The organism is Gilliamella sp. Gris3-2, assembly GCF_001690345.1.
Lineage (GTDB): Bacteria > Pseudomonadota > Gammaproteobacteria > Enterobacterales > Orbaceae > Gilliamella > Gilliamella bombi.
Map to the genome: position 1 here is coordinate 94675 of NZ_LZHB01000002.1, position 26140 is coordinate 120814.

General features: G+C 34.8%; 21 protein-coding genes. 15 read left to right on the plus strand and 6 right to left on the minus strand.

The window, feature by feature from the left end; all coding sequences use genetic code 11:
* Window positions 1–105: 105 nt before the first annotated feature.
* Together ubiA and A9G32_RS00765 are read right to left on the minus strand one after the other, a co-directional pair.
* Complete coding sequence (gene ubiA / locus A9G32_RS00760; protein ID WP_065590253.1) at window positions 106–933, minus strand: 4-hydroxybenzoate octaprenyltransferase; 828 nt, start codon at window positions 931–933, stop codon at window positions 106–108.
* A 148-nt stretch (window positions 934–1081) separates the two neighbouring features.
* Entirely contained in the window at window positions 1082–1639 is a 558-nt protein-coding gene (locus tag A9G32_RS00765) for a TorD/DmsD family molecular chaperone (RefSeq protein WP_176701294.1), read from the minus strand.
* A gap of 545 nt (window positions 1640–2184) precedes the next feature.
* Here A9G32_RS00765 and fdnG point away from each other — a divergent pair.
* The 8 genes from fdnG (at window position 2185) to A9G32_RS00805 (ending at window position 12156) form a co-directional block, all read left to right on the plus strand.
* Window positions 2185–5253, plus strand: a complete 3069-nt coding sequence (gene fdnG, locus A9G32_RS00770) for a formate dehydrogenase-N subunit alpha (protein ID WP_081296694.1) — start codon at window positions 2185–2187, stop codon at window positions 5251–5253.
* A gap of 16 nt (window positions 5254–5269) precedes the next feature.
* On the plus strand, window positions 5270–6244 hold the full coding sequence (gene fdxH, locus A9G32_RS00775) for a formate dehydrogenase subunit beta (RefSeq protein WP_065590252.1): 975 nt from the start codon (window positions 5270–5272) through the stop codon (window positions 6242–6244).
* Complete coding sequence (locus A9G32_RS00780) at window positions 6237–6929, plus strand: formate dehydrogenase subunit gamma (RefSeq protein ID WP_065590251.1); 693 nt, start codon at window positions 6237–6239, stop codon at window positions 6927–6929. The genes fdxH and A9G32_RS00780 overlap by 8 nt, the downstream gene beginning before the upstream one ends.
* Window positions 6930–7047: 118 nt before the next feature.
* Window positions 7048–7956: a formate dehydrogenase accessory protein FdhE gene (gene fdhE, locus A9G32_RS00785; RefSeq protein WP_065590250.1), complete on the plus strand. Its 909-nt coding sequence runs from the start codon at window positions 7048–7050 to the stop codon at window positions 7954–7956.
* A gap of 200 nt (window positions 7957–8156) precedes the next feature.
* Window positions 8157–9116 carry an ABC transporter substrate-binding protein gene (locus A9G32_RS00790; RefSeq protein ID WP_065590249.1) on the plus strand — a complete coding sequence of 320 codons (960 nt, stop codon included), beginning with the start codon at window positions 8157–8159 and terminating at the stop codon, window positions 9114–9116.
* Window positions 9117–9375: 259 nt separating this feature from the next.
* A complete protein-coding gene (locus A9G32_RS00795) occupies window positions 9376–10353 on the plus strand; it encodes an ABC transporter substrate-binding protein (protein WP_141672738.1) in 978 nt (325 codons plus the stop codon).
* 61 nt (window positions 10354–10414) lie between these two features.
* Window positions 10415–11359: an ABC transporter permease gene (locus A9G32_RS00800; RefSeq protein WP_065560857.1), complete on the plus strand. Its 945-nt coding sequence runs from the start codon at window positions 10415–10417 to the stop codon at window positions 11357–11359.
* Between the two features lie 2 nt (window positions 11360–11361).
* The gene (locus tag A9G32_RS00805; RefSeq protein ID WP_034911817.1) at window positions 11362–12156 is read left to right on the plus strand and encodes an ABC transporter ATP-binding protein; all 795 of its coding nucleotides are present in this window, start codon (window positions 11362–11364) and stop codon (window positions 12154–12156) included.
* Window positions 12157–12223: 67 nt separating this feature from the next.
* On the opposite strand, the gene A9G32_RS00810 is transcribed toward A9G32_RS00805, so the two are convergent.
* The gene (locus A9G32_RS00810; RefSeq protein ID WP_176701295.1) at window positions 12224–13567 is read right to left on the minus strand and encodes a histidine-type phosphatase; all 1344 of its coding nucleotides are present in this window, start codon (window positions 13565–13567) and stop codon (window positions 12224–12226) included.
* Between the two features lie 255 nt (window positions 13568–13822).
* On the opposite strand from A9G32_RS00810, the gene dauA reads away from it, so the two are divergent.
* Together dauA and A9G32_RS00820 are read left to right on the plus strand one after the other, a co-directional pair.
* The gene (gene dauA, locus A9G32_RS00815) at window positions 13823–15496 is read left to right on the plus strand and encodes a C4-dicarboxylic acid transporter DauA (RefSeq protein WP_065590247.1); all 1674 of its coding nucleotides are present in this window, start codon (window positions 13823–13825) and stop codon (window positions 15494–15496) included.
* Between the two features lie 195 nt (window positions 15497–15691).
* Window positions 15692–16234 (plus strand): HdeD family acid-resistance protein, encoded by a 543-nt coding sequence (locus A9G32_RS00820; RefSeq protein ID WP_065590246.1) that lies wholly within the window; start codon window positions 15692–15694, stop codon window positions 16232–16234.
* Window positions 16235–16376: 142 nt separating this feature from the next.
* Here A9G32_RS00820 and rsgA read toward each other — a convergent pair whose 3' ends face one another.
* On the minus strand, window positions 16377–17405 hold the full coding sequence (rsgA, locus tag A9G32_RS00825) for a small ribosomal subunit biogenesis GTPase RsgA (RefSeq protein ID WP_065590245.1): 1029 nt from the start codon (window positions 17403–17405) through the stop codon (window positions 16377–16379).
* A gap of 79 nt (window positions 17406–17484) precedes the next feature.
* Here rsgA and orn point away from each other — a divergent pair, with 79 nt between their 5' ends.
* From orn to A9G32_RS00850, 5 genes are all read left to right on the plus strand, one after another.
* Window positions 17485–18051: an oligoribonuclease gene (orn, locus tag A9G32_RS00830; RefSeq protein ID WP_034911832.1), complete on the plus strand. Its 567-nt coding sequence runs from the start codon at window positions 17485–17487 to the stop codon at window positions 18049–18051.
* 5 nt (window positions 18052–18056) lie between these two features.
* Window positions 18057–19328: a lipid IV(A) 3-deoxy-D-manno-octulosonic acid transferase gene (gene waaA, locus A9G32_RS00835; protein WP_065590244.1), complete on the plus strand. Its 1272-nt coding sequence runs from the start codon at window positions 18057–18059 to the stop codon at window positions 19326–19328.
* A gap of 9 nt (window positions 19329–19337) precedes the next feature.
* Complete coding sequence (gene hemH / locus A9G32_RS00840) at window positions 19338–20324, plus strand: ferrochelatase (RefSeq protein ID WP_065590243.1); 987 nt, start codon at window positions 19338–19340, stop codon at window positions 20322–20324.
* A 200-nt stretch (window positions 20325–20524) separates the two neighbouring features.
* Entirely contained in the window at window positions 20525–21856 is a 1332-nt protein-coding gene (locus A9G32_RS00845) for a CoA-disulfide reductase (RefSeq protein WP_065590242.1), read from the plus strand.
* 75 nt (window positions 21857–21931) lie between these two features.
* Complete coding sequence (locus tag A9G32_RS00850; RefSeq protein ID WP_065560848.1) at window positions 21932–23353, plus strand: cation:dicarboxylate symporter family transporter; 1422 nt, start codon at window positions 21932–21934, stop codon at window positions 23351–23353.
* An 898-nt stretch (window positions 23354–24251) separates the two neighbouring features.
* On the opposite strand, the gene trmL is transcribed toward A9G32_RS00850, so the two are convergent.
* Together trmL and cpxA are read right to left on the minus strand one after the other, a co-directional pair.
* A complete protein-coding gene (gene trmL / locus A9G32_RS00855; protein ID WP_255306809.1) occupies window positions 24252–24737 on the minus strand; it encodes a tRNA (uridine(34)/cytosine(34)/5-carboxymethylaminomethyluridine(34)-2'-O)-methyltransferase TrmL in 486 nt (161 codons plus the stop codon).
* 19 nt (window positions 24738–24756) lie between these two features.
* Window positions 24757–26139, minus strand: a complete 1383-nt coding sequence (gene cpxA / locus A9G32_RS00860; protein WP_065590240.1) for an envelope stress sensor histidine kinase CpxA — start codon at window positions 26137–26139, stop codon at window positions 24757–24759.
* Between the last annotated feature and the right edge of the window lies 1 nt (window position 26140).

Here is a 26140-nt window from a genome sequence, read left to right on the forward strand (position 1 = left end):
TTTATAACTTAAACTTATGAAATAAAAGGATATAAAATAAACACAGATATGATTAAGTTATATTTTCGATTGAATCAATCTGTAAATATAGTAGTGATTTAATTTTTAAACAGAAAAGAGACCTAAAAAAACAATCAAACCGACATAATTGTTATTCATAAATGCGTTAAAACATTTATTTCTTTCTCGATCTTTTATCAACCATTGTTGGTAAATAAATAATGCTGTAACTAGTAATAAAGCAATATAAACTATCAACGATAGTTGGTTGATTAAACTAATCAATAATAAACCAATAATAGAAGCTATCTGTAATAATCCAATGATTAATTTATCATAACGTCCAAATAAGATGGCAGTGGATTTTATACCTATTTTTACATCATCGTTGCGATCAACCATCGCATATTCGGTGTCATAGGAAATTGTCCAACAAATATTAACAAAGAAAAGCAACCAACAGGTTAATGGGAACTGCTCAATAGTTGCTGCATATACCATCGGAATGCTCCAACTAAATGCGATACCTAAGATGATCTGAGGTAAATGGGTATAACGCTTCATAAAAGGATAAATCAGCGCAGTTAATAACGCAAAACAACCTATCAACCATGATAGTTTATTTAAAGTTAGCAATAAGCAAAGAGCAATAAATAATAATACAAATAACGTCCATAATGCATTCTTTTCTGTCAATGCTCCACGAGCCAGTGGGCGATTTTTAGTCCGTTCAACATGTGCATCAAAATGACGATCAGCATAATCATTCACTACGCAACCTGCCGAGCGCATTACAAATACGCCAAGTATAAAAATAATTGTTATGTAAATAGAGGGGTGTCCCGTAAGCCAAATTGCCCAAAGGGTAGGCCAGAGTAAAAGCAATGAGCCAATAGGTCTATCTAATCGCATTAGTTGTAAATAGGCTAGCATTAATTATTTACCTTGAAAAAAGCATAGCATGGATTATACCGATTAAGATAAAAGCTGCAATGTTACAGTATGACAAGTTACAATTCAGCATTAAGTAAAATAATCATTTACCTGAAATAACTATTTTTTCAAAAAATAGAAAATACAATTAAAGCATCTGCAAATATTGATCAGCAATCATAGCTAATGCCCGATAAAATGGACTTATCTCATTTTGCTTTAGTCTTTTTAAATAGGTTGAAGACCAGATCAATAAATGTTCATTGATTAACTGTTTTGCTGCTGTATAGTTATTATTTTCAAGCAACATGGCATACGCCATTAGCATTAATCCAAATTGATCTTCGGGTTCGTTCATTCCTGTATTGAGCGTCAAACCATGTTGCTGCAGAAATTGGCGGTAGCATTCTTGTGATTCGCCTAGTAATAAATGTTCTTTATCAAGGTAAAATGATCCCCATGGTGGTGCAGGCATTGTTCCTTGACCTTCAAATAGTAACGAAAACTGATAATTAAGTTCTGAGTCATCAATGTGATTTGCTAATATATTGCACTGTTCAGAAATAATATAAGGGTTTAACCATTTGACTAAATCATCAATATGCAATAATGCCTGTATTAATGGTGTAGTAACTTTATTATTTGGTGGATAATAAAAAAAAGAACTAAGTAGTTTTGCTAATGTGATTCTGGTTATGTTATCCAAATAAATATCCTTGAAGGTTTGGTTTTTGCGCCTAAAAACAATAAAGAGACAAGAGCTGCTGAACTTTTGTATTAATGATAACCCTCCTTTATGTTTTTAGCCATATCAAACAATGGTTAATAACCATATTGTAGAAATTAATCGTATTATTTGCAGTAATTTGAGAAACGGTGGTAATGAATATACATAAAAAAATTAATTTCTTCTCAATTGGTAAGAGATATGGCAATTATATCATTAAGAAAAAATAACTTTCACTAATTTGTTAGACGCTTTATGGTCAGTTGTCTAACTGCCTTATAAATTTTTATACTTAAACGTAGTGTTACCTGAAACTTTTTTATATTAATATAATTTTTCACCATATTAAACATAAAGTAAGCTGTCATTATTTTATTTTTTGACATATGTCAAAGTTTATAAATTCATATCTGTTTATCCCTTTATTTCCATTTGATTAAAGATTATCATTACAGCTAGTAAGGATGTTAATCGCTTCCAATATAATAAATTAAAACGTAATGTCAGCTTTTTAAGGAGTCCATATGCTATTTAACCGTAGGCAGTTCTTTAAGATCTGTGCTGGTGGTATGGCTGGAACAACGGTAGCTACGCTTGGTTTTTCTCCAAATGTAGCGCTTGCTCAAACTCGCCAATATAAATTATTGAAATCAAAAGAAACTCGAAATAATTGTACTTACTGCTCTGTTGGCTGTGGTATGTTGCTATATAGCCGTGGCGATGGGGCTAAAAATGCCGAATCGTCTATTTTCCATGTAGAAGGAGATCCCGATCATCCTGTTAGTCGTGGTTCTCTTTGTCCTAAAGGTGCAGGTGTTCTGGATTATATAAAAAGCGAACAACGAGTTAAATATCCTGAATACCGTGCCCCTGGTTCAGATAAATGGCAACAAATAAGTTGGGATGAAGCCATTGATCGTATTGCTCGTTTAATGAAAGCTGATCGAGATAAAAATTTTGTTGAAAAAAATGCGGAAGGCACAACAGTCAATCGCTGGACAACAACAGGCTGGCTTGTTACCTCAGCAGCTAGTAATGAAACAGGTTGGTTAGCGTTCAAAGTTGCACGCGCTTTAGGTATGTTAAGCCTTGAAACCCAAGCTAGAGTTTGTCATGGTCCTTCTGTATCTAGCTTAGCGGCTACTTTTGGTCGCGGCGCCATGACTAACAACTGGAATGATATCAAGAATGCTAATGTTGTTATCGTAATGGGGGGAAATGCAGCTGAAGCTCATCCGGTTGGTTTTAAATGGGCTATAGAAGCAAAAATTAATAATGGTGCTGAACTGATTGCCATTGACCCTCGTTTTCATCGAACAGCCTCAGTGGCTGATTTGTATGTACCTATTCGCTCAGGTTCTGATATTGCTTTTCTACTTGGTATTATCAATTATCTTATTACCAATAACGAAGTTAATTTTGACTACTTAGTTACTCATAGTAATGCAAGCCTAATTGTTTGTGATGATTTTAATTTTGATGAAGTTACAGGGCTATTTAGTGGTTATGAAGCTGATACCAAACAGTATGATCAGACAAGTTGGGCATATCAAAAGGATGACAACGGTTATGCTCTTCGGGATAAAACACTAAGTCATCCTCGTTGTGTATGGAATCTATTAAAACAGCATGTCAAACGTTATACACCCGAAATGGTAAATAAAATAACGGGAAGCCCTATTGAAGGTTTTTTGCATGTTTGTCGCTCACTTGCTAGCACTAAAACTAACGATAGAGCAGCCACATTTTTATATGCATTAGGTTGGACTCAGCATACTTATGGATCACAAATTATCCGTACTGCTGCCATGATTCAGCTTATTTTAGGCAATATTGGCGTAATGGGCGGAGGTATTAACGCACTACGTGGACATTCAAATATTCAAGGCTTAACTGATGTTGGTTTATTATCAAATCGTCTGCCTGCTTATCTTGATTTACCAAAAGATTCTCAAGTTTCACTTACTCAGTACCTAGATGAAAAAACACCAAAACCACTTGGTCCAAGCGAAGTGAATTTTTGGGTGAATTATCCAAAATTCTTTGTCAGCTTTATGAAATCAATGTACGGTGATAAATCGACTAAAGATAACGATTGGGGATTTGATTGGTTACCTAAATGGGATAAAACCTATGATATTTTAAGATTTAGCAAAATGATGCGTGATGGTCAAGCCAATGGCTTTATTTGTCAGGGCTTTAACCCACTTGCTGCACTTCCCGATAAAAATAGTATTCGCGAAGGTTTATCTAACTTAAAATTCTTGGTTAGCATTGATCCTATGCCAACAGAAACAGCTGAGTTTTGGAAAAACCATGGCGAATCTAATGATGTAGATTCTAGCAAAATTCAAACCGAAGTATTTAGATTGCCATCAAACTGTTTTGCAGAAGAAAACGGTACAATAGTTAACTCATCTCGCTGGCTACAATGGCACTGGGCAGCAGCAAGACCGCCTTATGAAGCTTTATATGATCCTGAAATTATTGCGCGTATCTTTTTGAGAATAAAAGAGCTGTATGCTGAAGAAGGTGGTGCTTATTACGAGCCAATTGAAAACTTAGTTTGGGATTATAAGGAGCCAGAAGGCCCAGCGGCTGAGGAATTAGCCAAAGATTATAATGGACGAGCACTTGCTGATATAACCGACGAAAATGGCAATGTTATTCTTAAAAAAGGTCAATTACTAAGTGGTTTTTCACAATTAAAAGCAGATGGTACAACCTCATCGGGTATTTGGATATTCTGTGGTTGTTGGACAGAACAAGGTAACCAAATGGCAAGACGTGATCCAAGTGATCCATCTGGTAAAGGCGTTCATGCTGGTTGGGCGTGGTCGTGGCCGATGAATCGACGAGTACTTTATAACCGTGCTTCAACGGATGAAAATGGTAAACCATGGGATCCTAAACGAGTTTTAGTAAAATGGAATGGCTCAAGTTGGGTAGGCAATGATGTACCTGATTTTACAGCAACATTACCACCAAGTAGTGGGGCTGGTGCTTTTATCATGAATAATGATGGTTTAGGTGGGTTATTTTGTTTAAATCGGTTAGTCGATGGGCCATTCCCAGAGCACTATGAACCGTTTGAAACACCTATTAGTAATAATCCATTGCATCCAAATCAAGTCAGCAGCCCTGTAGCTCGCGCATTTAAAGAAGATTTGGCTCGCTTAGGGAATGCTAGCGAATTTCCTTATGTTGGTACCACTTATAGTATCACTGAACATTTCCATTTTTGGACGCAACATGCAAGGATAGCTTCAATTACTCAACCTGAGCAATTTGTTGAGTTAAGTGAAAATCTTGCCCTCAAAAAAGGAATCAAATTAGGTGATACGGTTAAAATCACTTCACATCGAGGTTATATTAAAGCTAAAGCAGTTGTGACTAAACGTCTTCCAACTTTAACAGTTGATGGTAAAGAGATCGAAACCATTGGAATCCCAATAGTATGGGGATTCACAGGTCAGACAAAGAAAGGTTTTTTGGTTAATGAATTGACGCCACATTTAGGTGATGCAAATTCACAAACACCAGAATATAAATCATTCTTAGTCAATATCGAAAAAGTTACTACAGCGGCATAAGATGGGAGGATAAATTATGTCATTACAAACTCAAGATATTATACGCCGCTCAGCAACTAATGCTTTAACTCCAGCGCCACGAGCTAGGGACTATCAACAAGAAGTTGCAAAACTTATTGATGTGACCACCTGTATAGGTTGTAAAGCATGTCAGGTTGCTTGTAGTGAATGGAATGACCTTCGAGCAGAAGTTGGCAATACTGTTGGTGTTTATGATAATCCTGCTGATTTAGAGCCAAAAGCATGGACTGTAATGCGGTATTCAGAAGTCGAGATAAATGGAAAATTTGAATGGTTAATTCGTAAAGATGGCTGTATGCACTGTTCTGATCCTGGTTGTTTGAAAGCATGCCCATCAGAAGGTGCTATCATTCAATATGCTAATGGTATTGTTGATTTTCAATCGGAACACTGTATTGGTTGTGGCTACTGTGTAGCAGGTTGTCCGTTCAATATTCCACGAATTAGTAAAGAAGATAATCACTCCTATAAATGTACATTATGTGTCGATCGCGTTGCTGTTGGTCAAGAACCCGCCTGCGTTAAAACTTGTCCTACTGGCGCTATACACTTTGGTACTAAACAAGATATGATTCGCCATGCTGAACACAGAATTGTAGATTTGAAAAAACGTGGTTTTGAACATGCTGGTCTTTATGACCCACAAGGAGTTGGGGGAACACATGTTATGTATGTTCTTCATCATGCAGATCAGCCAGAATTGTATCACGGCTTACCAAAAAACCCTAAAATTAGTGAAATTGTCAGATTTTGGAAGGGTATTTGGAAACCGTTATCTGCAGCTGCATTTGTGGCAACTTTTAGTGGTTTGCTGTTCCATTACATGGGCGTTGGTGCAATTGAAGTTGATGAAGATGACATTGAAGAAGAAAAAGAAGCAGATAAACAAGCTCGAAAGCGTTTAGGCTTGCCTGTTTTAGAACAGAAAATTGACTCTAATTTATCACAACAGGAGAATCATCATGGATAAGAAAAGCATGATATTAAGAACACCACTTATTGTTCGCTTCTGTCACTGGTGTATGGTCTGTCTGTTTATTCTGACTGCGCTATCTGGCTTATCTTTATTTTTTCCATCTATAAAACTGTTTGGATTATTTCTTGGTACGCCGCAATTAGTAAGAGCATTGCATCCATTTTTAGGGTGCATTGTTTTTGTTTTACTCATGTTTATGTTTATAAAACTTGCTCACCATAATATTCCAAATAAAAATGATCTTTTATGGATTAAAAACTTTAAACATGTCATTTTGGGCAAAGAAAGAGGCATTCCAATAGGCAAATATAATGTAGGACAAAAGTTTTTATTTTGGTGCATTATGGGGTTAATTTTAGTTTTATTTGTTACAGGCCTCATCATGTGGCGCCGTTATTTTGCGGATAATTTTTCTGTTCCAGTTGTCCGTATTGCGATATTTTTTCATTCTCTTGCTGCAATTGGCTTAATCCTGCTTGCAATTGGTCATGCTTATATGGCTATTTGGGTTAAAGGTTCCATTAAAGGGATGATAACAGGCTATGTTTCGCGTGCTTGGGCACAAAAAAATCATTCAACTTGGTATGAAGAAGAAATGGAAAAGATCTATCAAAATGAACTAAGGTTAAAGGCCAAATCTGAAGAAGAATCTACAGATATTAAACATAAACCAGCATAGTAATTTTCCTGCATCTATAATGGTATTTTCCGCTGATAGTTACTATCAGCGGTGTCATTTTAATAGTAAAAAAATAAAAAGCAGTGATGAATAAAATCACAATCAATGAGCATTTATAATGAGTATAAAAATTATCCCCCAAGAACAACTTGAACAACAAGCTACAAACTCAGTTATTAGACAAATCCCGTTACTATTTTATCCATCACCTAAAACACTTTATGCTCATCGAGCAGAACGTTTAAAAACTCTTGCAAACAATAATCCAATTAGTGATTATTTGAATTTTTGTGCAATTATAGCTGAACAACAAGCCAATTTAGTTAAACATAAGCCTATAGATATTGATGTATCGTGTTTATTAAATAGCGAATATCCTCCACTTAGTTTAGATAATTTACCTCTTAAAGATACTTGGCAAGATTACTTTACTTCATTACTCGACTCATTTTCTGATACCACGCAGCAAATCGCTATAGTCATTGAACAGCTTAAAAAAAATAGCGCTTTAGAATTACAAAATAAAGCATTACATTTGCTTAAAGGAGAATTTGATAAAGTTGATGGTAATGAAGCAATATTTATTTGGTCATCATTATCTGTTTATTATTGCCAACTGGCTAGTCAAATTAAAAGTAAAGCTATCGCAGAAAATACAGATAAACTTTGGTTATGTCCAGTTTGTAATAGTATGCCTACTGCTAGTATTATTCAATTAGGCGGTAACAACGGTTTACGCTATTTACATTGCAGTTTATGTGAAAGTGAATGGTATGTACCTAGAATTAAATGTACCTGCTGCGATAATATGAAAGACATACAATACCTCTCTTTAGAAAAAGAACTCGCTGCAATTAAAACCGAGTGTTGTGATGCTTGCCATAGCTATTTAAAAATATTTGATCAAGATAAAGATCCTCATATTGAAGTCATCGCGGATGATATTGCTTCGCTGATATTAGATATCAAAACCGAAGAAGAAGGGTTTGCTAAAAGTGGGGTAAATCCTTTTATATTTGCTCAATAAAAAAACAAAGATACTGATAATATAGTTTTATAGGCATTATATCGAATATGAAATAATTCATTCAAAGCTCATTAATTATTTAACTATTTTACAATAACGATTATTTTGTAACATGATCATCAATTAAATAAAATACAACTTCACATTTTTGATTAATAAAGCTAGAATTAAACTATTGTACTAGTTTGAGAGTTTAATTCATGAAACGTTTTATTTTATTGGTAACAATATTATTGCTTACACCTTTTTTAAGTTTTGCAGATACAATTAAAAATGTGGCCATTACGGCAATTGTTGAGCATCCTTCATTAGATCAAATCCGTGATGGTGTTAAAGATGAATTGGCAGACAGCGGTTATACGTTAAACAAGAATTTAACTGTCCAATACAAAAGTGCACAAGGAAGTAGCGCTACTGCCGCTCAAATTGCAAGGCAATTTGTAGCAGCAAAACCTGATGTTATTGTGGCAATTGCGACACCAAGTGCACAGGCAACAGCTGCAGCAACCAAACAAATTCCTATTGTATTTGCTGGAATTACCGATCCTATCGCCGCTAAATTAATTAAAGATTGGCAACCTGCTGGCACAAACATTACTGGTGTATCAGATTATCAAGAAATTGGTCCACAAATCGAATTTATGAAAAAAATTGTACCTAATGTTAAATCAGTAGGATATATTTATAGTCCAAGTGAAATTAATTCAACCGTGGTATTAAAAAATCTACAAACTCTTTTATCTCAACAAAATATTAATTTTATTGCGGTACCAGCTCAACGAACTGCTGATATTTCAACTGCTGCCAATACATTAAAAGGTAGAGTAGACTTAATTTACACGACAACCGATAATAATGTTGTTTCAGCCTATGAGTCATTAGTCAAATTTGCAAATGAAAATAAAATTCCTCTTTTAGCATCGTTCCCTGATGCGATTGAACGAGGAGCCGTTGCTGCATACGGAATGAGCTACTATGATGTAGGACGCCAATCAGGTAAGCTTGTTGTGCGCATATTAAAAGGTGAAAAACCAGGAAGTATAACTCCAGAAATAGGGCAAGCATTACGCCTTGTTGTTAATACTGATGCAGCTAAAAAACAAGGGGTTGCTTTGCCTCCAGAGGTAATTCAATCTGCTGACAAAGTCATAGGAAAATAATTAAGCCCTACTTCACTAAAATTAATTAAAAATTTTGCTCACTTAGTAGTTAGGTGAGCAAAAAAATGTAACCTACAGTAATCCAATAACTGGATTAACATCAATTAATCCAGTTTACCAAGTTAACATCAAATCACTGATAATGTGTAATAAAAAATTTACACTCATAGCTGTTTTTATACTAGAAAATTATCTTTTTTTGCTTTATAGTAACTTAATATTTAGCTTGATTGTAAAAAAAACATTACAGGAGTGCTCTATGCGTAATTCTATCATTAAACTTTGTATGTTACTTAGTTTATCGTTAGCAACATTTTATTCTTTCGCTGAGGCTAAAACCGAACAAAAATTTGTTGCCATTACAGCAATAGTTGAACACCCCGCATTAGATAATGTGCGTAAAGGTGTTGAGGATGAGTTAAAAGATAGCGGTTATATTGCTGGAAAAAATTTAAAGCTACAATTTTTAAGCGCACAAGGTAGTAGTGCAAATGCAGCCCAAATTGCTAAACAATTTGTAGCAAATAAACCAGATGTTATTGTAGGAATTGCCACGCCAAGTTCGCAAGCATTAGTTGCTACAACAAAACTTATTCCTATTGTTTTCACTGCCGTTACCGATCCCGTAGCAGCTAAATTAACCCCAAGTTGGGATGCATCAAAAACAAATGTAACAGGCGTATCTGACGCCTTATCACTAGATTCTCAAATCGATATGATGCTAAAAATAAAACCTGATGCTAAAAACATTGGTTATGTTTATAGCCCTAGCGAAGTTAACTCAACAATCATACTAAAACAATTACAAAATGAGCTAGAAAAACGAGGTATGAAAATTATTGCCGCTCCTGCGCAACGCACTTCTGATATATCTACTGCGGCTAGAAGTTTAAAAGGTAAGGTTGATATGATTTATACTACTACCGATAATAATGTGGTTTCTGCTTATGAAGCTTTAGCAAAAGTGGCTAATGAAAGTAAAATTCCTCTTATTGCATCCAACCCTGAATCGGCAGAACGTGGTGCTATTGCCGCTTTAGGCATGAGTTATTATGATCTTGGTCGTCAAGCTGGTAAAATTGTTATCCGTATACTTAACGGCGAAAATCCTGGTGATATTCCACCACAAGTGGGTAATGTTACTCAATTAACAATTAATAAAAAAGCGGCTGAACGCCAAGGTGTTATATTATCTGAAAATGTATTAAAATCAGCTACCAAAATTGTTGAAAAATAATTTTTACTTTTTTTATAACTAAGCCGCCAACTTTGGCGGTTAACTTTTATGGATTTTTTTCATGTCTTCTGAATTTTTATTAGGCTCAATTGGAATTGGGCTTATTTATGCGTTGGTGAGTTTGGGCGTATTTATCTCGTTTCGTTTACTTGATTTCCCAGATCTTACTGCTGATGCAAGTTTTCCACTTGGTGGAGCGATATGTGGATTATGCATTTATATCGGTATCGATCCTTGGATTGCAACGTTATTAGGTATGTTTGCTGGCTGTCTTGCTGGAGCAATGACAGGAATACTGTATGTTAAACTCAATATTCTTCAATTATTATCAAGTATTATTGTAATGATAGGACTCTATTCTATCAATTTAAGAATATTAGGTGTTGGTCCGTATATTATGGATGAAACATCAAGAATGGCAGGATCCCCTAATCTTTCTTTACTTGATGCCAAAACTATATTTTCACCATTTATTGCTGAAGATTACAGCAACCAATATATTGTACAACCTCTTATGGCTTTAGGATTTGTCATTGTGTTTTGGGCTTTACTCAATGCGTTTTTAAATACCCAAATGGGATTGGCCTTAAGAGCAACTGGCACCAACCAACGAATGGCAAAATCGCAAGGCATTCCGACTGGAAGAGTCACAATTCTTGGTATGGCTATATCAAATGGTTTAATTGCTCTCGGAGGTTCATTATTTGTACAAACACAAGGTGGAGCTGATATCACCATTGGTGTTGGTACAATTGTAATCGGTCTTGCATCAATTATTATTGGTGAAAGCTTATTCCCCGCTAAACGAATTTGGGCTGTGATGCTAGCAGTTATTGTTGGTTCTATTTTATATCGTTTATTTATTGCATTTGCACTTAGTAATGAGTTTTTACAAGAAATCGGGGTTGGAACAGAAGATTTAAATCTAATTACGGCGATACTCGTTGTGCTGGCTCTTGTTGTGCCTAAGCAATTAAAAAAACACGCAAAAATAAGAGGTAAGTAAGCATGATTAAAGTTGAACAATTACAATTAACTTTTAATCAGGGTACACCAATTGAAAATCATGTATTACGAGGACTAAACCTGAATATTAGTGAAGGTGAATTTGTTACCATAATTGGTAGTAACGGAGCAGGTAAAAGTTCTTTATTGAATGTGATTAGTGGCGATTTACTTCCTGATTCAGGAAAAATTGCTATTAATGGTAAAAATGTCACTCGCTGGCCAGCATGGAAACGAGCTAGTATGGTTGCTCGTGTATTTCAAGACCCCATGGTTGGCACATGTGAAAACTTAACTATTGAAGAAAATCTCGCTATAGCTTATAACCGAGGATATCGTTTTACCTTATCTTCAGCTCTTAATCGAAATATCAGATCAATATTTAAAGAAAAACTTGCTACTTTAAATTTAGGTCTTGAAAATCGATTATCGGATATGATGGGATTACTCTCGGGAGGTCAAAGACAAGCTATTAGTTTGTTAATGTCAACTTTACAACCATCTAAAATATTATTGCTTGATGAACATACCGCAGCGCTTGATCCTAAAACTGCACAGTTTGTTTTAGAGCTAACCAATGAAATTGTTTCAAAAAAACAATTAACAACAATGATGGTGACTCACTCTATGAAACAAGCATTAGAATATGGCACCCGAACGGTAATGCTTCATCAAGGACAAGTTGTGCTTGATGTATCTGGAGAACAACGAGCTAAATTAACTGTAACGGATTTATTAGATATGTTTGAAAAAACACGTGGTGAAAAAGTTACCGATGATGCTTTGCTTTTAGGTTAATCATCAAAAAGCAATATTTCTGATAGAAATATTGCTTTTTATCTATAGCAATTAACTCCATTACCACTTAATTTGCTGTTGCTAGTGACGGGATATAACTTAAACCTAATTTATTAAGCTTATCTGTATAAAATTGCTTTATATCACTCCAACGATAATAAGGATATTGCACTGATTTTATAGGTAAATGCACTTCACGCTCGTTTAATAATACTTTAACTAATACAGGCTGATTTTCTTTCTCGCTTTTATAAAAAATCCATTGAATATTAGCTCCCATAGGAATAATTTTATCCGCTTGCCAAACAGCATAATAATCAAAAATAGACTCAGCAATAGAGGATGTACCTTCAATTTCAAGTAAAGTGGCTAAAGGTGAAATGGTTTCAGCATGGGCAAAACGCAAATTGGCATCAATATTATTATTCGCTATTGCAATATCGGCAGTGTTTAACATATCCCACAACAATGGAGCGGCAATTTTTATTTGGATACCATTGGCATCAAAAGCAGGACCAATTTCCAGATAGTTTTTAGCCGTAACTACGGTATTAAGCCAAGTATTTTCATCAACCGAAAAATACGGATCAAGGTCAAAATAATTATCCTTTAATACTTGCGGCGAAAATGCTTGTAGCTCTTGATACAATTGATAAACCGAAATCACAAAATCCCGTGTTTTTACTGATGATTTATCGACAACCTCAATGCCCTTATCTAGCTTTCGGATAAAATCATCAGCAAAAATCTTTTTTACTACCTGTTCGCTTATTTGCTGTGTTTTAGGCGCATTCTCTATCAATTTCACCGAATCTTTCACTACTTTACTGTGTTTATATTCATTATAAACTGATGAATAATCAAAAAAGCGCAATAACGTTTGTTGATCTTCGGGCTGCTGTGTAACATGGATATCAGGATATTTAGATTTGAAAGAACTAATGAATATTTCTGCGGTTTCTTTGGCTCTAGGGGTTCGAGATGAAACAACATCAATTTTATTTCCTTTAAAAACAGTTGGATTATTCTTCTGCATACGCTGACTAATAAAAGCAATATCTTTACGACCAAAATCAGTAAGCTCGCCGTAATGATTTTTATTTAACTCAGCAATACGAATTATCTGCCTAAATAAATCTTTTCCTAAGCTAGTCAATTGATTTTGCTTTTCAGCCATTAACAAAATTTGATAAGCAATATCTTCAGATTTTGGTTTACTGATATAACGTGAGCCATGTCGTCCAACATGATCAATGTAAAAAGCCATATACCCTGTCGGCGCTGGTGTAATCTTTTGTTCAGCATCATATTGATAGGCTGTTTTAGAACCCACACACATAGTTTGTTGAGCAAGACTTACAGAAGAAAACGCACATAAAAAAACAATAAACCACTTACGAAAACGAACCATAACCATTCGCTTTTCCCCTTGAAATAAACAACGTTAATATACCATTAAAAATGGCCTCAACATCACTATCTATAGTGTAGATTAGCATAAAAATCAAAATAAGCAGTACTTATAAAATGATAGTGTTAATAAAACAATATCTATAAAACTATTTCACAAAAAAGATGATTATTTTCATAACACTCTTTCATTTTTCGTAAAAAAGATTATCTTATTAGACACTCGATACAACTTCCTTTTAATTAATTAAACACAATGAAATTATATGGCCTTTCAGGTACAAAAATTAGCTGTGCATTTATATCTGCATGTATAAGTACCCCTTACAACACAACTCGTTTTATTAAAGATTTAATAGCTGGAATAACTGTTGGGATTATTGCTATACCACTAGCAATGGCACTAGCTATTGCTAGTGGTGTACCACCACAGCATGGTCTATACACAGCAATTATAGGTGGTTTTATCATTGCATTAACGGGTGGTTCAAGGTTTAGTGTTTCTGGACCTACAGCAGCATTTGTAGTTATTTTATACCCTGTATCATTACAATATGGATTATCTGGACTACTAATTGCAACATTGCTATCGGGTATATTTCTTGTATTAATGGGATTAATTCGATTAGGTAGATTAATCGAATATATTCCTTTACCCGTTGTATTAGGTTTCACATCGGGCATTGCCATAACTATAGCAACCATGCAAATTAAAGATTTTTTTGGTTTAACACTTGAGCACATGCCAGAAAGTTATATTGGTAAAGTTACGGAACTAGCTAAAACACTACCAACCATTAATATTGCTGACACTTTAGTCGGTGTAGTAACACTAATTGTGTTAATAGTATGGCCAAAACTTAGACTTAAAATATCAGGACACCTACCTGCTCTAATTGCTGGTATTGCTGTCATGTTTATTTTTAATCAATTTGGCTATCAAATTGAAACGATTGGTTCACGATTTATCTATACACTAGCTGATAATACGATAGGTCATGGTATACCCGCTGTTCTACCAGAGTTTATTTTACCTTGGCAGCACGCTGATTTTACTTGGGATTGGTCAACATTTACTGCCTTACTGCCAATTTCACTGACCATGGCAATGTTATGCGCAATTGAATCATTACTCTGTGCTGTGGTATTAGATGAAATGACACACACTAAACACCACTCAAATAGTGAACTCATTGGCCAAGGCTTAGGTAATATTATTGCACCATTTTTTGGTGGCATTTCAGCAACAGCGGCTATTGCGCGTTCAGCGGCAAATGTCAAAGCAGGTGCAACCTCGCCTATTGCAGCCGTTTTGCATTCTTTAGTTGTTTTACTTGCTCTTATTTGCTTCGCACCAGCATTATCATTTATCCCACTTTCTGCTATGGCGGCATTATTACTTATCGTGGCATGGAATATGAGTGCAGTTCAACGCGTCATTTATATTATCAAATGTGCTCCTAAAGATGATATTTTGATTATGCTTATTTGCATGTCGTTAACAGTACTATTTGATATGGTGATTGCAATTACACTTGGGATTATACTTGCCTCAATCCTATTTATGCGCCGTATCGCCCGCATGACTCGCTTAGTTGAACTTAATCGCAGTAACGATAAAACATTAGTGCTACGTATTAACGGGCCACTATTTTTTGCTGCCGCTGAACGTACATTTTTAGAAATTTATCAAAAGATTAATGGATATGAACACATAGTGCTACAATGGGATGCGGTACCTATTCTTGATGCTGGTGGGCTCAATGCTTTAATTCATTTTATTGATGAACTACCTGAACAAGTTGATCTATCAATTTGTGAGTTACAGTTTCAACCATTAAAAACATTAGCTCGCGCAAAAATTGTTCCAATTCCTAACAAACTAATATTCTATTCAACGCTAGAAGAAGCACTGAAAGATAAAGATTAATTCTAAAATTAGATTTATTATATTAACTAATTTATATGCACAGTAACGGTTTGAACAGAAACTAATTACTGTGCAATAAATTGTACCTTCACTACGTTTCTTTTCATTTACTAAATCACCATTGACAAACTATAAGTGTTAAAAAGTGATTTTAATTTGAAATCCAAAATTAACTTATAAAAATAGGTAAATAACATGATATCTAACGAAAACAATGTCTACAATCTTAAAGAAAAATCAAGTTGGTTTATTTTAGTTGGTGTTATTTTAATTATATTGGGGGGCTTAGCTTTAGGTTATCAGTTCATGGCAACCGTCTTTTCTGTTTATTTTATTGGTTCATTAATTTTAATTGCAGGTATTGCCCAAGCGCTACATTCATTTCGCATTAAAGATTTTGGTCAGTCAGCATTATGGGCAGTAATGGGGATTTTATACATTTTTATTGGTCTAATGTCATTTTTCCAACCTGTTGCGGTTTCATCAGCCTTAACATTGGTGATTTCATTCTTGCTAATTATGAGCGGCTTTACACAAATATTTGCGGCTATGAATAACCGCAATTTACCTCGCTGGGGATGGGTTTTAACCTCAGGGATTATTACATTAATTTTAGGATTTATGATTATTGCAGGTTGGCCATATGACAGTCTTTGGGTATTAGGTATGTTTTTAGGTATCGACCTTATTTTCCAAGGTTGGGCATATGTAGCTATTGGTTTTGCATTAAAAAAATAGATGTTAAATAACACATTCGTTGCTCACTATCTAGCAATGACTTTCAAGAGGTTATCACTAATTGTGAGCAGCAAGTAATTACAGTAATGACTCGAACACAAATACAACTTATTTAATTTTTGTTATACATGAATTAAGCTGATTATTTATAGATTTTGTTAGTTTTTGCCTTAACTTCTTGCATTGTCTGTAAAATCCGATGATAGTTATCAAGCCTTGATGGTGCAATTTTACCGTCTTGTACTGCTTTTTGTAGTAAACAACCTGGCGTATCAAAGTGATTACAATCGCGAAAGTGGCAACCGCCTAAATAATTATCAAATTCTTTAAAACCACTAATCACTTGTTCAGGCTCTAAGTGCCATAAACCGAATTCGCGGATCCCTGGTGAGTCAATAATATCTCCACCATTTGGTAAGTGGTAAAGCCGAGAGGAAGTGGTTGTATGTTGACCAAGTCCAGATATTTCTGAAATACCTCCAGTTATAACTGATTGTGATTGATGAGGTAACAGTAAATTAATAATACTTGATTTTCCTACACCAGACTGCCCAACTAAAATGGAAATCTTACCTTGCAAAATTTCTTGTAATACAGCAATGCCTTGTTGATTTTGACATGAGACATACAAAACTTGATAACCGATATGAGTATAAATCGTCAATTTTTTTTCAACTTCAGTGCGTTGATCATCATTAAGTAAATCAATTTTGTTTAAAACAATAATAGGTTTTATATCAGTGCATTCACAAGCAACTAAATAGCGATCGATAATATTTAGTGATAATTCTGGCAAGACAGCCGAAATAATCACGATTTGATCAACATTTGCGGCAACGGGTTTAACGCCATCATAAAAATCAGGCCGGACAAGTTCAGAATGTCTCGGGTGAACCGCTTCAATAATACCATTGGTATTTGGCTCTAAACTTTCGCGCCATACTACTTTATCACCAGTGACTATCGACGGTAACGTGCGACGAATACTACAACGATAAATAAGACCTACACTATCTTCAACATCTGCAGACTTACCAAAACGACTTATTACTACACCGTCACGAGGTGACGAAAAATTTGCCAGACTCTCATCTTGCTTTATTGCTAATCGTTGCTGATGTTTTGCCGCTACACGTCTTTTTTGATTATTGGATAGTTTATTTTTTGCCATAGTACTCATTTTTTACTAAAACAGATTGTCAGTTATGCTACACTACTCAGTATCAAAAAGAAAATCTCTATAGCAAATTATGAACAAACAATCTCAAATTAATAGTAACAATCTTATTTGGATAGATCTTGAAATGACTGGACTCAATCCAATAACTGATCGCATTATTGAGATCGCAACCATTGTTACCGATTCTAACTTAAATATTCTTGCTGAAGGACCTGTGATTGCAGTTCATCAATCTGATGAGCAATTAGCATTAATGGATGAGTGGAATCAAAACACCCATGGCAAATCAGGACTTATTGAGCGTGTTCGCAAAAGTACTATTAGTGAACAACAGGCCGAACAACAAACCATCGAATTTTTAAAACAATGGGTACCAGAAAACAGCTCTCCAATTTGTGGTAATACTATTGGGCAAGATCGTCGTTTTTTATTTAACTATATGCCTAATTTAGAAAGTTATTTTCATTATCGCTATTTAGATGTCAGCACAATTAAAGAATTAGCTAAACGTTGGAAACCTGAAATACTAAAAGGGATTAGCAAACAGAGTTCTCATCAAGCTCTTGATGATATTCGTGACTCAATTGCTGAACTTGTTTATTACCGTGAACACTTTTTTGATCTAACCAACTTATAATTAGTATGCAAATTTTATATACTTTTTTATTGTATTTGATTCAACCACTGGTTTGGTTAAGACTGCTTTGGCGTAGTCGTAAAGCACCAGCTTATCGAAAGCGTTGGCTTGAACGCTATGGTTTTTGCAAAAATAAAGTTAAATCTAACGGTATTTTAGTGCATGCCGTATCGGTGGGTGAAACGATAGCAGCCATCCCACTAATCAAAGCACTTAAACAACAATATCCTTGTTTACCTATCACAGTTACCACCATGACGCCAACAGGCTCAGAGCAAGTTAAATCATTACTTGGTGATAGCGTCAGCCATGTATATTTACCTTATGATTTGCCCTGCGCGATAAATCGTTTTTTAAATACGGTTAAGCCCAAATTAGTGATCATTATGGAAACTGAGCTTTGGCCTAATTTTATCTGTCAGTGTTATAAACAAAATATTCAGCTAATTATTGCCAATGCCAGATTATCAGAACGTTCAGCTAATCGATACAGTAAACTCGGGCGATCCATTAGCAATTTACTATCAAAAATTAGTGCAATTGCCGCACAAAATAAGCAAGATGGGGAACGTTTTATTTCACTGGGTTTACCCCGTGATCGCTTAACAATAACCGGTAGTATTAAATTTGATATTGATTTAACAGATCAACAACAGCAAAAAATCAAAACGCTAAAACAGCGGTGGCAATTAGACCGCCCTATCTTTATTGCCGCAAGTACACATAATGGAGAAGATGAAATCATCTTATCTGCCTTTAAGCGGTTATTACAAAAATATCCCGATTTGTTATTGATTATTGTCCCCCGCCACCCAGAACGCTTTAAAACCGTCGAAAAATTAATTAATGATTGCGGATTAAATTATATAAACCGCAGTAGCGGTCAAATTCCTGCTAAACAAACCCAAGTCATTTTGGGTGATACGATGGGAGAATTAATAGAACTTTATGGTATTGCCGATATCGCCTTCGTTGGTGGCAGTTTAGTGAAACATGGAGGGCATAATCCATTAGAACCCGCACTTCACCACATCCCAATCATTAGTGGCGAACATTTTTTCAATTTTAAAGTGATTTGTGAGCAACTTATTTCAGCTGATGGCATGATCATTTGTGCTAGCACAGCCGATTCCCTTTATTCAGCGATTAATGGGCTTTTAGAAAATAAAACGCGTAGTCAACAAATTGGCGAACAAGCGTATCAAGTATTAAAACAAAATCAAGGCGCACTACATAGGCTTTTTAACATTATCAACTATTATCTTTGCTCAAAATAAGGATTACTTGTGAATAAAAAACAAGGGTTATTGCTGATTAATCTAGGTACACCAAACGCGGCAACACCAGATTCAATAAAACGGTACTTAACCGAGTTCTTACTCGATCGCCATGTCGTTGATTTACCGAAACTGTTTTGGTATCCGATTTTAAAGTACCTTGTAATACCTAAACGAGTGCCTTATATTATCCATCATTATCAAAAAATTTGGATAAATGGCTCATCACCTTTACTTCATTACAGCCAATTATTATGTGATAAATTACAACTCCACTTACCAAATATTCAATGTGAATTAGCCATGACCTATGGTGAACCCAATATTCAATCTGCATTGAACAAGCTTCAATCATGTTCAAAAATTACGGTATTGCCACTTTTCCCACAATACTCAACGACCACAACACTCGCTGTACTTGATAAACTTAAACAAGTTATAGCAACCGACAAAATCATAAATAGTATTGACTATATTCGTGATTATGCCGATCATCCAAGTTATATCAATGCACTTTATTTACAAATTAAGCAAGCATTTCAATGCCAAGGTGAGCCGGAAGTGCTTATAATTTCTTATCATGGTATTCCAGAGCGTTATATTTACAAACGAAAAGATGATTATATTCAACGTTGTGAAATAACCACACAGTTAATAATCGAAAAATGCCGAACAAATAACATAAATATACCAATTCAAATGGCTTATCAATCTAAATTTGGAAAAGGTAAATGGGTTACGCCAAGTACCAGCGATACACTACAAACATTAGCAAAAAGTGGTGTTAACAATGTACACGTCATCTGTCCCGGATTTTCGGTAGATTGTATTGAAACTATTTACGAAATTGACGAAGAAAATCGAGAAATCTTTTTAAATGCAGGTGGAAAATCATTTTATTATATTCCCACATTAAATGACACAGACTTACAAATTAATTTAATCATGGCATTAATCAACCAAACTCAGCCACCTATACTTAATAATTTATACTGAAACACATAGTTACCTGAAACTTTTTGACAAAAATGATACGACTTAAAAATTACACTAAATAGTGTAATTGTTGATTTTTAAACGAATGAAATTTTAAATAAACGAATATTAATGCTAATTATCTATCACCTAAGTAATCTATGGCGTATGATAAGGCATTATTTTATAATTCAGTATTTGAGCACTGAGGAGAAAATTAAATGAAAATAATCATCATTGGCGCTCAAGCTGCAGGCGCAAGTGCTGCTGCAAAGGCTAAAAGAATGAACCCTGAGGCAACCATCCGTATTTATGAAAAATCAGATATTGTTTCGTTTGGTGCTTGCGGTTTACCTTATTTTATTGGTAATCACTTTACTGACGCCAACGAAATGATATCCCGAACGCCCGAGCAATTTCAAAAAGATGGTATTGAAATAAAAACTTTACATAAAGTCATTGCTATTGATACTAATCAAAAAAAATTAACTGTTAAAGATCTCAATACTGGCAATTGCTTTGATGATAGCTATGACAAGTTACTACTTGCAGTTGGTGCAAGTCCCATCATTCCCCCTTTTGAAAATAGCCAACTAAAAAATATCTTCACATTACGCAACCTGCATGACGGGTTAGCTATCAAACAGACATTATCCAACTCAAATATCAAAAATTTGATTGTTATAGGTGCTGGCTATATTGGGCTTGAAATAGCTGAATCGCTTGTTGCTTTACAAAAAAACGTCAAATTGATTCAATTGGATGACAGAATTCTTATCGATGCATTTGATAGGCAAATTACTGAACTAATTGAAGAAAATATTAAACAACATTGTGATCTACATTTGCAAGAGCGAGTACTTGGCTTTGAAGGATCACACAATGTCACACATGTAATTACTGATAAATCACGATATCCAGCCGATGTTGTCATTATTGCAACCGGTGTTAAGCCAAACAATGATATCTATAAAAACCTTGGTATCAAGACACTTGCAAATGGTGCCATAATCACCAACAGCTTTGGACAAACTAATATGGCAGATATTTATGCTGCTGGAGATTGTGTTGCCCTTCACCATAGAGTTAGTCATTCAATGGTATATATTCCACTCGCTACAGGGGCGAACAAACTAGGCAAAATTGTAGGCGAAAATTTAGGTGGCGGAAATTGTGAATATCCTGGTACTATTGGCACCTCAGCCTTAAAAGTCTTTGATATTGAAGCAGGACGAACAGGTTTAACTGAAAACGAAGCCGAAAAAGCTGGAATTTCTTATAAAACTGTCATAGTTAAAGATAAAAATCACAGCAACTATGTTGCCGGTCAAACAAGTGTAACAGCAAAACTTATCTATCATGCCGACACTCGAGTGATTTTAGGTGGTCAAATAGCTGGAGGACGAGGTGCGGCATTGAGGGTCAACACTCTTGCAACCGCAATATGGACGAATTTGAAAATTGATGAATTAGCCATGATAGATTTTCTTTATGCTCCACCATTTTCCAGACCATGGGATATTTTAAATATTGCAGGCTCAATCGCAAAATAAGATAGGTATTAATAAATCTATCAATAAATATTTTACTAGATAATTAAATTTATTATTAAAGGGTGAGGATTAAATATGCCAGATGCCATTTTTCAAGGAGTCTTTTTTGAAAAGTTCTTATCTATTACTCATTACCAGACATTAATTGGTATAGGGTTATTGCTCATCTGTTTTTTTACAGTAATGAGACCATTACAAAAGCGAAAGGTTAATTTTTCAATACGTATGTTAGTTGGGTTAATACTTGGTGCCGTGCTAGGTTTAAGCATTCAAGCTGTAGCAGGGTTTCCTGACACATCAACAATCTGGATGCAAGAAACCGCAACTTGGTATGGACTATTTGGTCGAGCATTTATCGCTTTTATCCGAATGTTAGTGATACCACTCATATTTGTATCTATTGTTAAAGTAATTATCGATTTCTCTGGTAAAAAAAATCTACCCCAAATCGCATTCAGAGGAATTTTTTGGTTACTGTTTACAACAGCAATTGCCTGTATTGTTGGTATTTTGTTAGCTAATCTATTTGCATTAGGTGAAATAAGCTCAAGTTCTGTACATCAAGCTCAGGCAAAACAATACACTAATATTATTGATACCTTTATAAATCTAATTCCAAGCAATATTATTGCATCAATGGTAAACGAAAACATTGTTGGATTGGTCATTTTCTCTGCCTTAATGGGGATTGCCGCCAACAGAATGGAAAAGAAAAACTCACAACCGATTGCCCTATTTAAAACGTTTATCGAAGCACTTTATAAGATCATCATGTCGATTGCGATGACAGTCATAAAGTACATGCCTTATGCAGTAATTGCTTTACTTGCTCGTACCATTATTTCTAACGGAATACCCGCAATTATTCAGGTTTCAAGTTTTGTTGCTGCGATCTACATCGCCACATTGATTATGTTGATTGTACATGTTGCCATTATTGTGATTCATGGTATTTCACCAATCATGTTTATAAAAAAAGCGCTAGGAACATGGTTATTAGCCTTTACAAGTCGTTCCTCTGTCGGTTCATTACCAATGACTATTTCAACACTAACCGTCCGAATGGGTGTTAATACAGGTACCGCAAATTTAGTTGGCTCTCTAGGTAGTACCATGGGAATGAATGGATGTGCCGGTTTCTTTCCTGCTTTACTTGCTGTTATGGTAGCTCATATGGTTGGTATTGATACTAATATCCAATTTTATATTATGCTTGTCATTGTAGTGGTTATTGGTTCAATTGGTATAGCTGGAATTCCTGGCACGGCAACAGTTGCCGCAACCGTTGTTTTATCAGGTATGGGCATGGCCGAATACTTCCCATTAATTGGTATGGTTTTAGCTGTTGATCCAATTATTGATATGGCAAGAACTTTAGCTAATGTATCTGGCGCTATGACAGCCGCTGTCGCAACCGATAAAGAAATTGGTCTTATGGATATGACAGTATACAACGACCCAGATGTCACTCTTGAAAACGAGCAGCCAGAAGCTTAACTGCAATGGCTGTTGCTATGAGTGAAATAGTACAACAAATTTTAAGATAATAATCAAATTTTTGTTTTGCTATTATTGGTGTTGAACGATTTTTTTGGGGGAAACAGATTTTCTGAATATTGGTTTGAATTTGATGCTAAATTTTTTGCCTATGATATTTGTCCCGCTATGATTTGTATTTATGTCATAGCGGTAACTTCTGCCTTTTTTTTGTGAGGATCACTACATATAAATCAATTCAAAGGCAGTTATTTTTTTAATTTAGGCGAACCGATAAAAGCCAAAATTAAATGTATAGAATCTTGATAAGTTCGGTAGTTTTAATTTTGGATATAGCATAAGTGCATAGATTAATAATAGCGGTAAATTAGAATGTAGTTTACGTGATTGTATTTGTATAGATGCCGTAATTTGGTAAAACAAGCAGGTAAACTTATAAAAGTTAATAATGTAACAATCGAAAGAATAAAAAATTAAGATTTAAAGATAGGTATATTGACATGCGGTGTTGTAGGAATGTTTTTTTCTCTAAAATCGTTCAGGTTGGCTATTGATTTTATTGAATTTTTTGGTAAATCAAATGGTAATAGAAAATTTTGGGGATCGGTGAGGTTTCAAACATTTTATCTATTAGTGAGTAGAATAGCTACAATAGCTACTTCCAATTTAGGGGATTAGCCGATAAACTGCACCGAAAAAGCCAAAACGTCCGCTCCTAAGTCTAATTCTAAAAAACATAACTATTTGACTTAAATTAAGAGCAAAAAACATTAATAAAATAAATGAACTATATAAAAGGTTTTTATAAAAAAATAATTATTTTAACCGCACCGAAAGGTTTGAATATTGCTTTTTTCCCAACGTCGGTATTTATCCAACAACTGAGTAAGACTAAAATTTATTTTGCACCCATATAATTTAACTGACGCCATGATTCATAAACCACAACGGCAACAGAATTAGATAAATTCATACTACGGCTAGTGGCGAGCATGGGAATGCGGATCTTTTTCTCTTGTGGTAGTGCATCAAGTATGTTTTTTGGTAGGCCTCGGGTTTCTGGTCCAAACATTAAGAAGTCATTTTGCTGGTAATTGACTTCACTATGTGGCTTTTGCCCTTTTGTGGTTAAAGCATAAACTTGGGTTAACAGGTCAATTTGATTGGCATCTAGAAAATGGTTGAGATTTTTATAGCGTTTTACATCAACAAATTCTTGATAATCAAGTCCTGCTCGTCTTAATTTTTTGTTATCCCAGAAAAAGCCCATTGGTTCAATAATATGTAAATTGAAACCAGTGTTAGCACAAAGGCGGATAATATTTCCTGTATTAGCAGGAATTTCGGGTTCAAATAAAACGATGTTTAAGGCTGAATTTGACACAACTTTTCTCATTTATTATTTATTGATGTTTATGAATTGGCAATATTATCACAATTCTAAGTCCACCAAGATGACTTTTTTCTGCTTTTACAGTACCGTGATCGCGTATGATGGCATTAGCTACAATAGCGAGCCCTAATCCAGTTCCGCCAGATTCACGATCTCGAGCTTCGCTTGTACGATAAAAAGGTCTAAAAATTTGTTCTAGTTCACTTTCAGCAACTCCTGGACCATCATCATCAATTGTAATTGTTAGCTTTTGTTGTTGTGCTACAAAATTAATATCGATCTGTTTATTTGAATAGCGAAATGCGTTGCGTATAACGTTTTCAAGTGCGCTACACAAAGCAATTGGATAGCATAATATAGTATGGTTAGTTGGAAAATTTGTAACGATCAACGTTTTACCTATTTGTTCTGCTTCAAAAGTGGCATTATCAAGCACCTGTTTAAATAGAATATTAATTTTATTAACTTCACGAATTTCATTATTGTCATATTGTTGCCTTGCCAATGACAATAAGTCACCAATCATAGAATCTAATTTTATTGCTTCATTATTAATACGTATAACTTCACTGCTTTCACCTTGTTTGCGTCGCAATAGCGATGTAGCAAGCTGCAAACGAGTCAAAGGAGTGCGTAATTCATGAGAAATATCTGAAAACAAACGTTGCTGTACTTCTTGCATTCGTTTAAGCTCTCTTAGCATATGATTAAAACTAGCCCCAGTAGCTTTATATTCAGACGATCCTATTTGTTCTAGCTCAGGCCACTCTTGTAAATTTCCTTTCGCAACCTGATCAGCTGCTTTTTTTAGCCCTCGAGCAGGTTTTGCAATACTCCAAGATAGCCATAGTAAAAAAGGAGAACTTGCCAGCATGGTTAAAGTTAATAGTAAAAAAGGATGATCAAATATAAAGTTGACTAATTGAGATTGAATATCTGTAGTTTGTTGTAGGATATATAATTGATATTCAGCATTAGCATAATGAATGAGAAAAGGGCCTATAATTTCTTGAGAATCATAAATTTTTTTTGCAGGATCTTTGACATCATGGGATTTTTCACTAAAGTTTTTGATTAAATCAATATTTTTTGTTTCAGCTGTAATGATTTGCCCATTAGGAGTAACAATAAATAAAAATTGCCCCGGTTTTTGATAACTATCCATAACAACAATAAAACGCATCCACCACCGAAAACTATCTTTTGGTACATTAATAAGATCATTTTCAATTTGATGCGCAAGCATATTACCAGCTTGTTTATCTTTGTTTGCTAAGTAGGTTAGGTTTCGAGCATCAAGACTCGGCAAAACCATTATTAACATTAGAAAAAAAGCTATGGTTAATAAAAATATTGTGAAAATTCTTATTGTTAGTTTATCAAAAAGCCACATA

Bases quoted from the DNA above. Each gene is read 5' to 3' on its own strand.
- A9G32_RS00820 (WP_065590246.1), top strand. From the start codon at position 15,692: ATGATATCTAACGAAAACAATGTCTACAATCTTAAAGAAAAATCAAGT.
- A9G32_RS00810 (WP_176701295.1), bottom strand. From the start codon at position 13,567: ATGGTTCGTTTTCGTAAGTGGTTTATTGTTTTTTTATGTGCGTTTTCT.
- rsgA (WP_065590245.1), bottom strand. From the start codon at position 17,405: ATGGCAAAAAATAAACTATCCAATAATCAAAAAAGACGTGTAGCGGCA.
- fdhE (WP_065590250.1), top strand. From the start codon at position 7,048: ATGAGTATAAAAATTATCCCCCAAGAACAACTTGAACAACAAGCTACA.
- orn (WP_034911832.1), top strand. From the start codon at position 17,485: ATGAACAAACAATCTCAAATTAATAGTAACAATCTTATTTGGATAGAT.
- A9G32_RS00800 (WP_065560857.1), top strand. From the start codon at position 10,415: ATGTCTTCTGAATTTTTATTAGGCTCAATTGGAATTGGGCTTATTTAT.
- A9G32_RS00795 (WP_141672738.1), top strand. From the start codon at position 9,376: ATGCGTAATTCTATCATTAAACTTTGTATGTTACTTAGTTTATCGTTA.
- fdxH (WP_065590252.1), top strand. From the start codon at position 5,270: ATGTCATTACAAACTCAAGATATTATACGCCGCTCAGCAACTAATGCT.
- A9G32_RS00790 (WP_065590249.1), top strand. From the start codon at position 8,157: ATGAAACGTTTTATTTTATTGGTAACAATATTATTGCTTACACCTTTT.
- A9G32_RS00845 (WP_065590242.1), top strand. From the start codon at position 20,525: ATGAAAATAATCATCATTGGCGCTCAAGCTGCAGGCGCAAGTGCTGCT.
- A9G32_RS00780 (WP_065590251.1), top strand. From the start codon at position 6,237: ATGGATAAGAAAAGCATGATATTAAGAACACCACTTATTGTTCGCTTC.
- cpxA (WP_065590240.1), bottom strand. From the start codon at position 26,139: ATGTGGCTTTTTGATAAACTAACAATAAGAATTTTCACAATATTTTTA.
- A9G32_RS00805 (WP_034911817.1), top strand. From the start codon at position 11,362: ATGATTAAAGTTGAACAATTACAATTAACTTTTAATCAGGGTACACCA.
- dauA (WP_065590247.1), top strand. From the start codon at position 13,823: ATGAAATTATATGGCCTTTCAGGTACAAAAATTAGCTGTGCATTTATA.
- A9G32_RS00850 (WP_065560848.1), top strand. From the start codon at position 21,932: ATGCCAGATGCCATTTTTCAAGGAGTCTTTTTTGAAAAGTTCTTATCT.
- waaA (WP_065590244.1), top strand. From the start codon at position 18,057: ATGCAAATTTTATATACTTTTTTATTGTATTTGATTCAACCACTGGTT.
- fdnG (WP_081296694.1), top strand. From the start codon at position 2,185: ATGCTATTTAACCGTAGGCAGTTCTTTAAGATCTGTGCTGGTGGTATG.
- ubiA (WP_065590253.1), bottom strand. From the start codon at position 933: ATGCTAGCCTATTTACAACTAATGCGATTAGATAGACCTATTGGCTCA.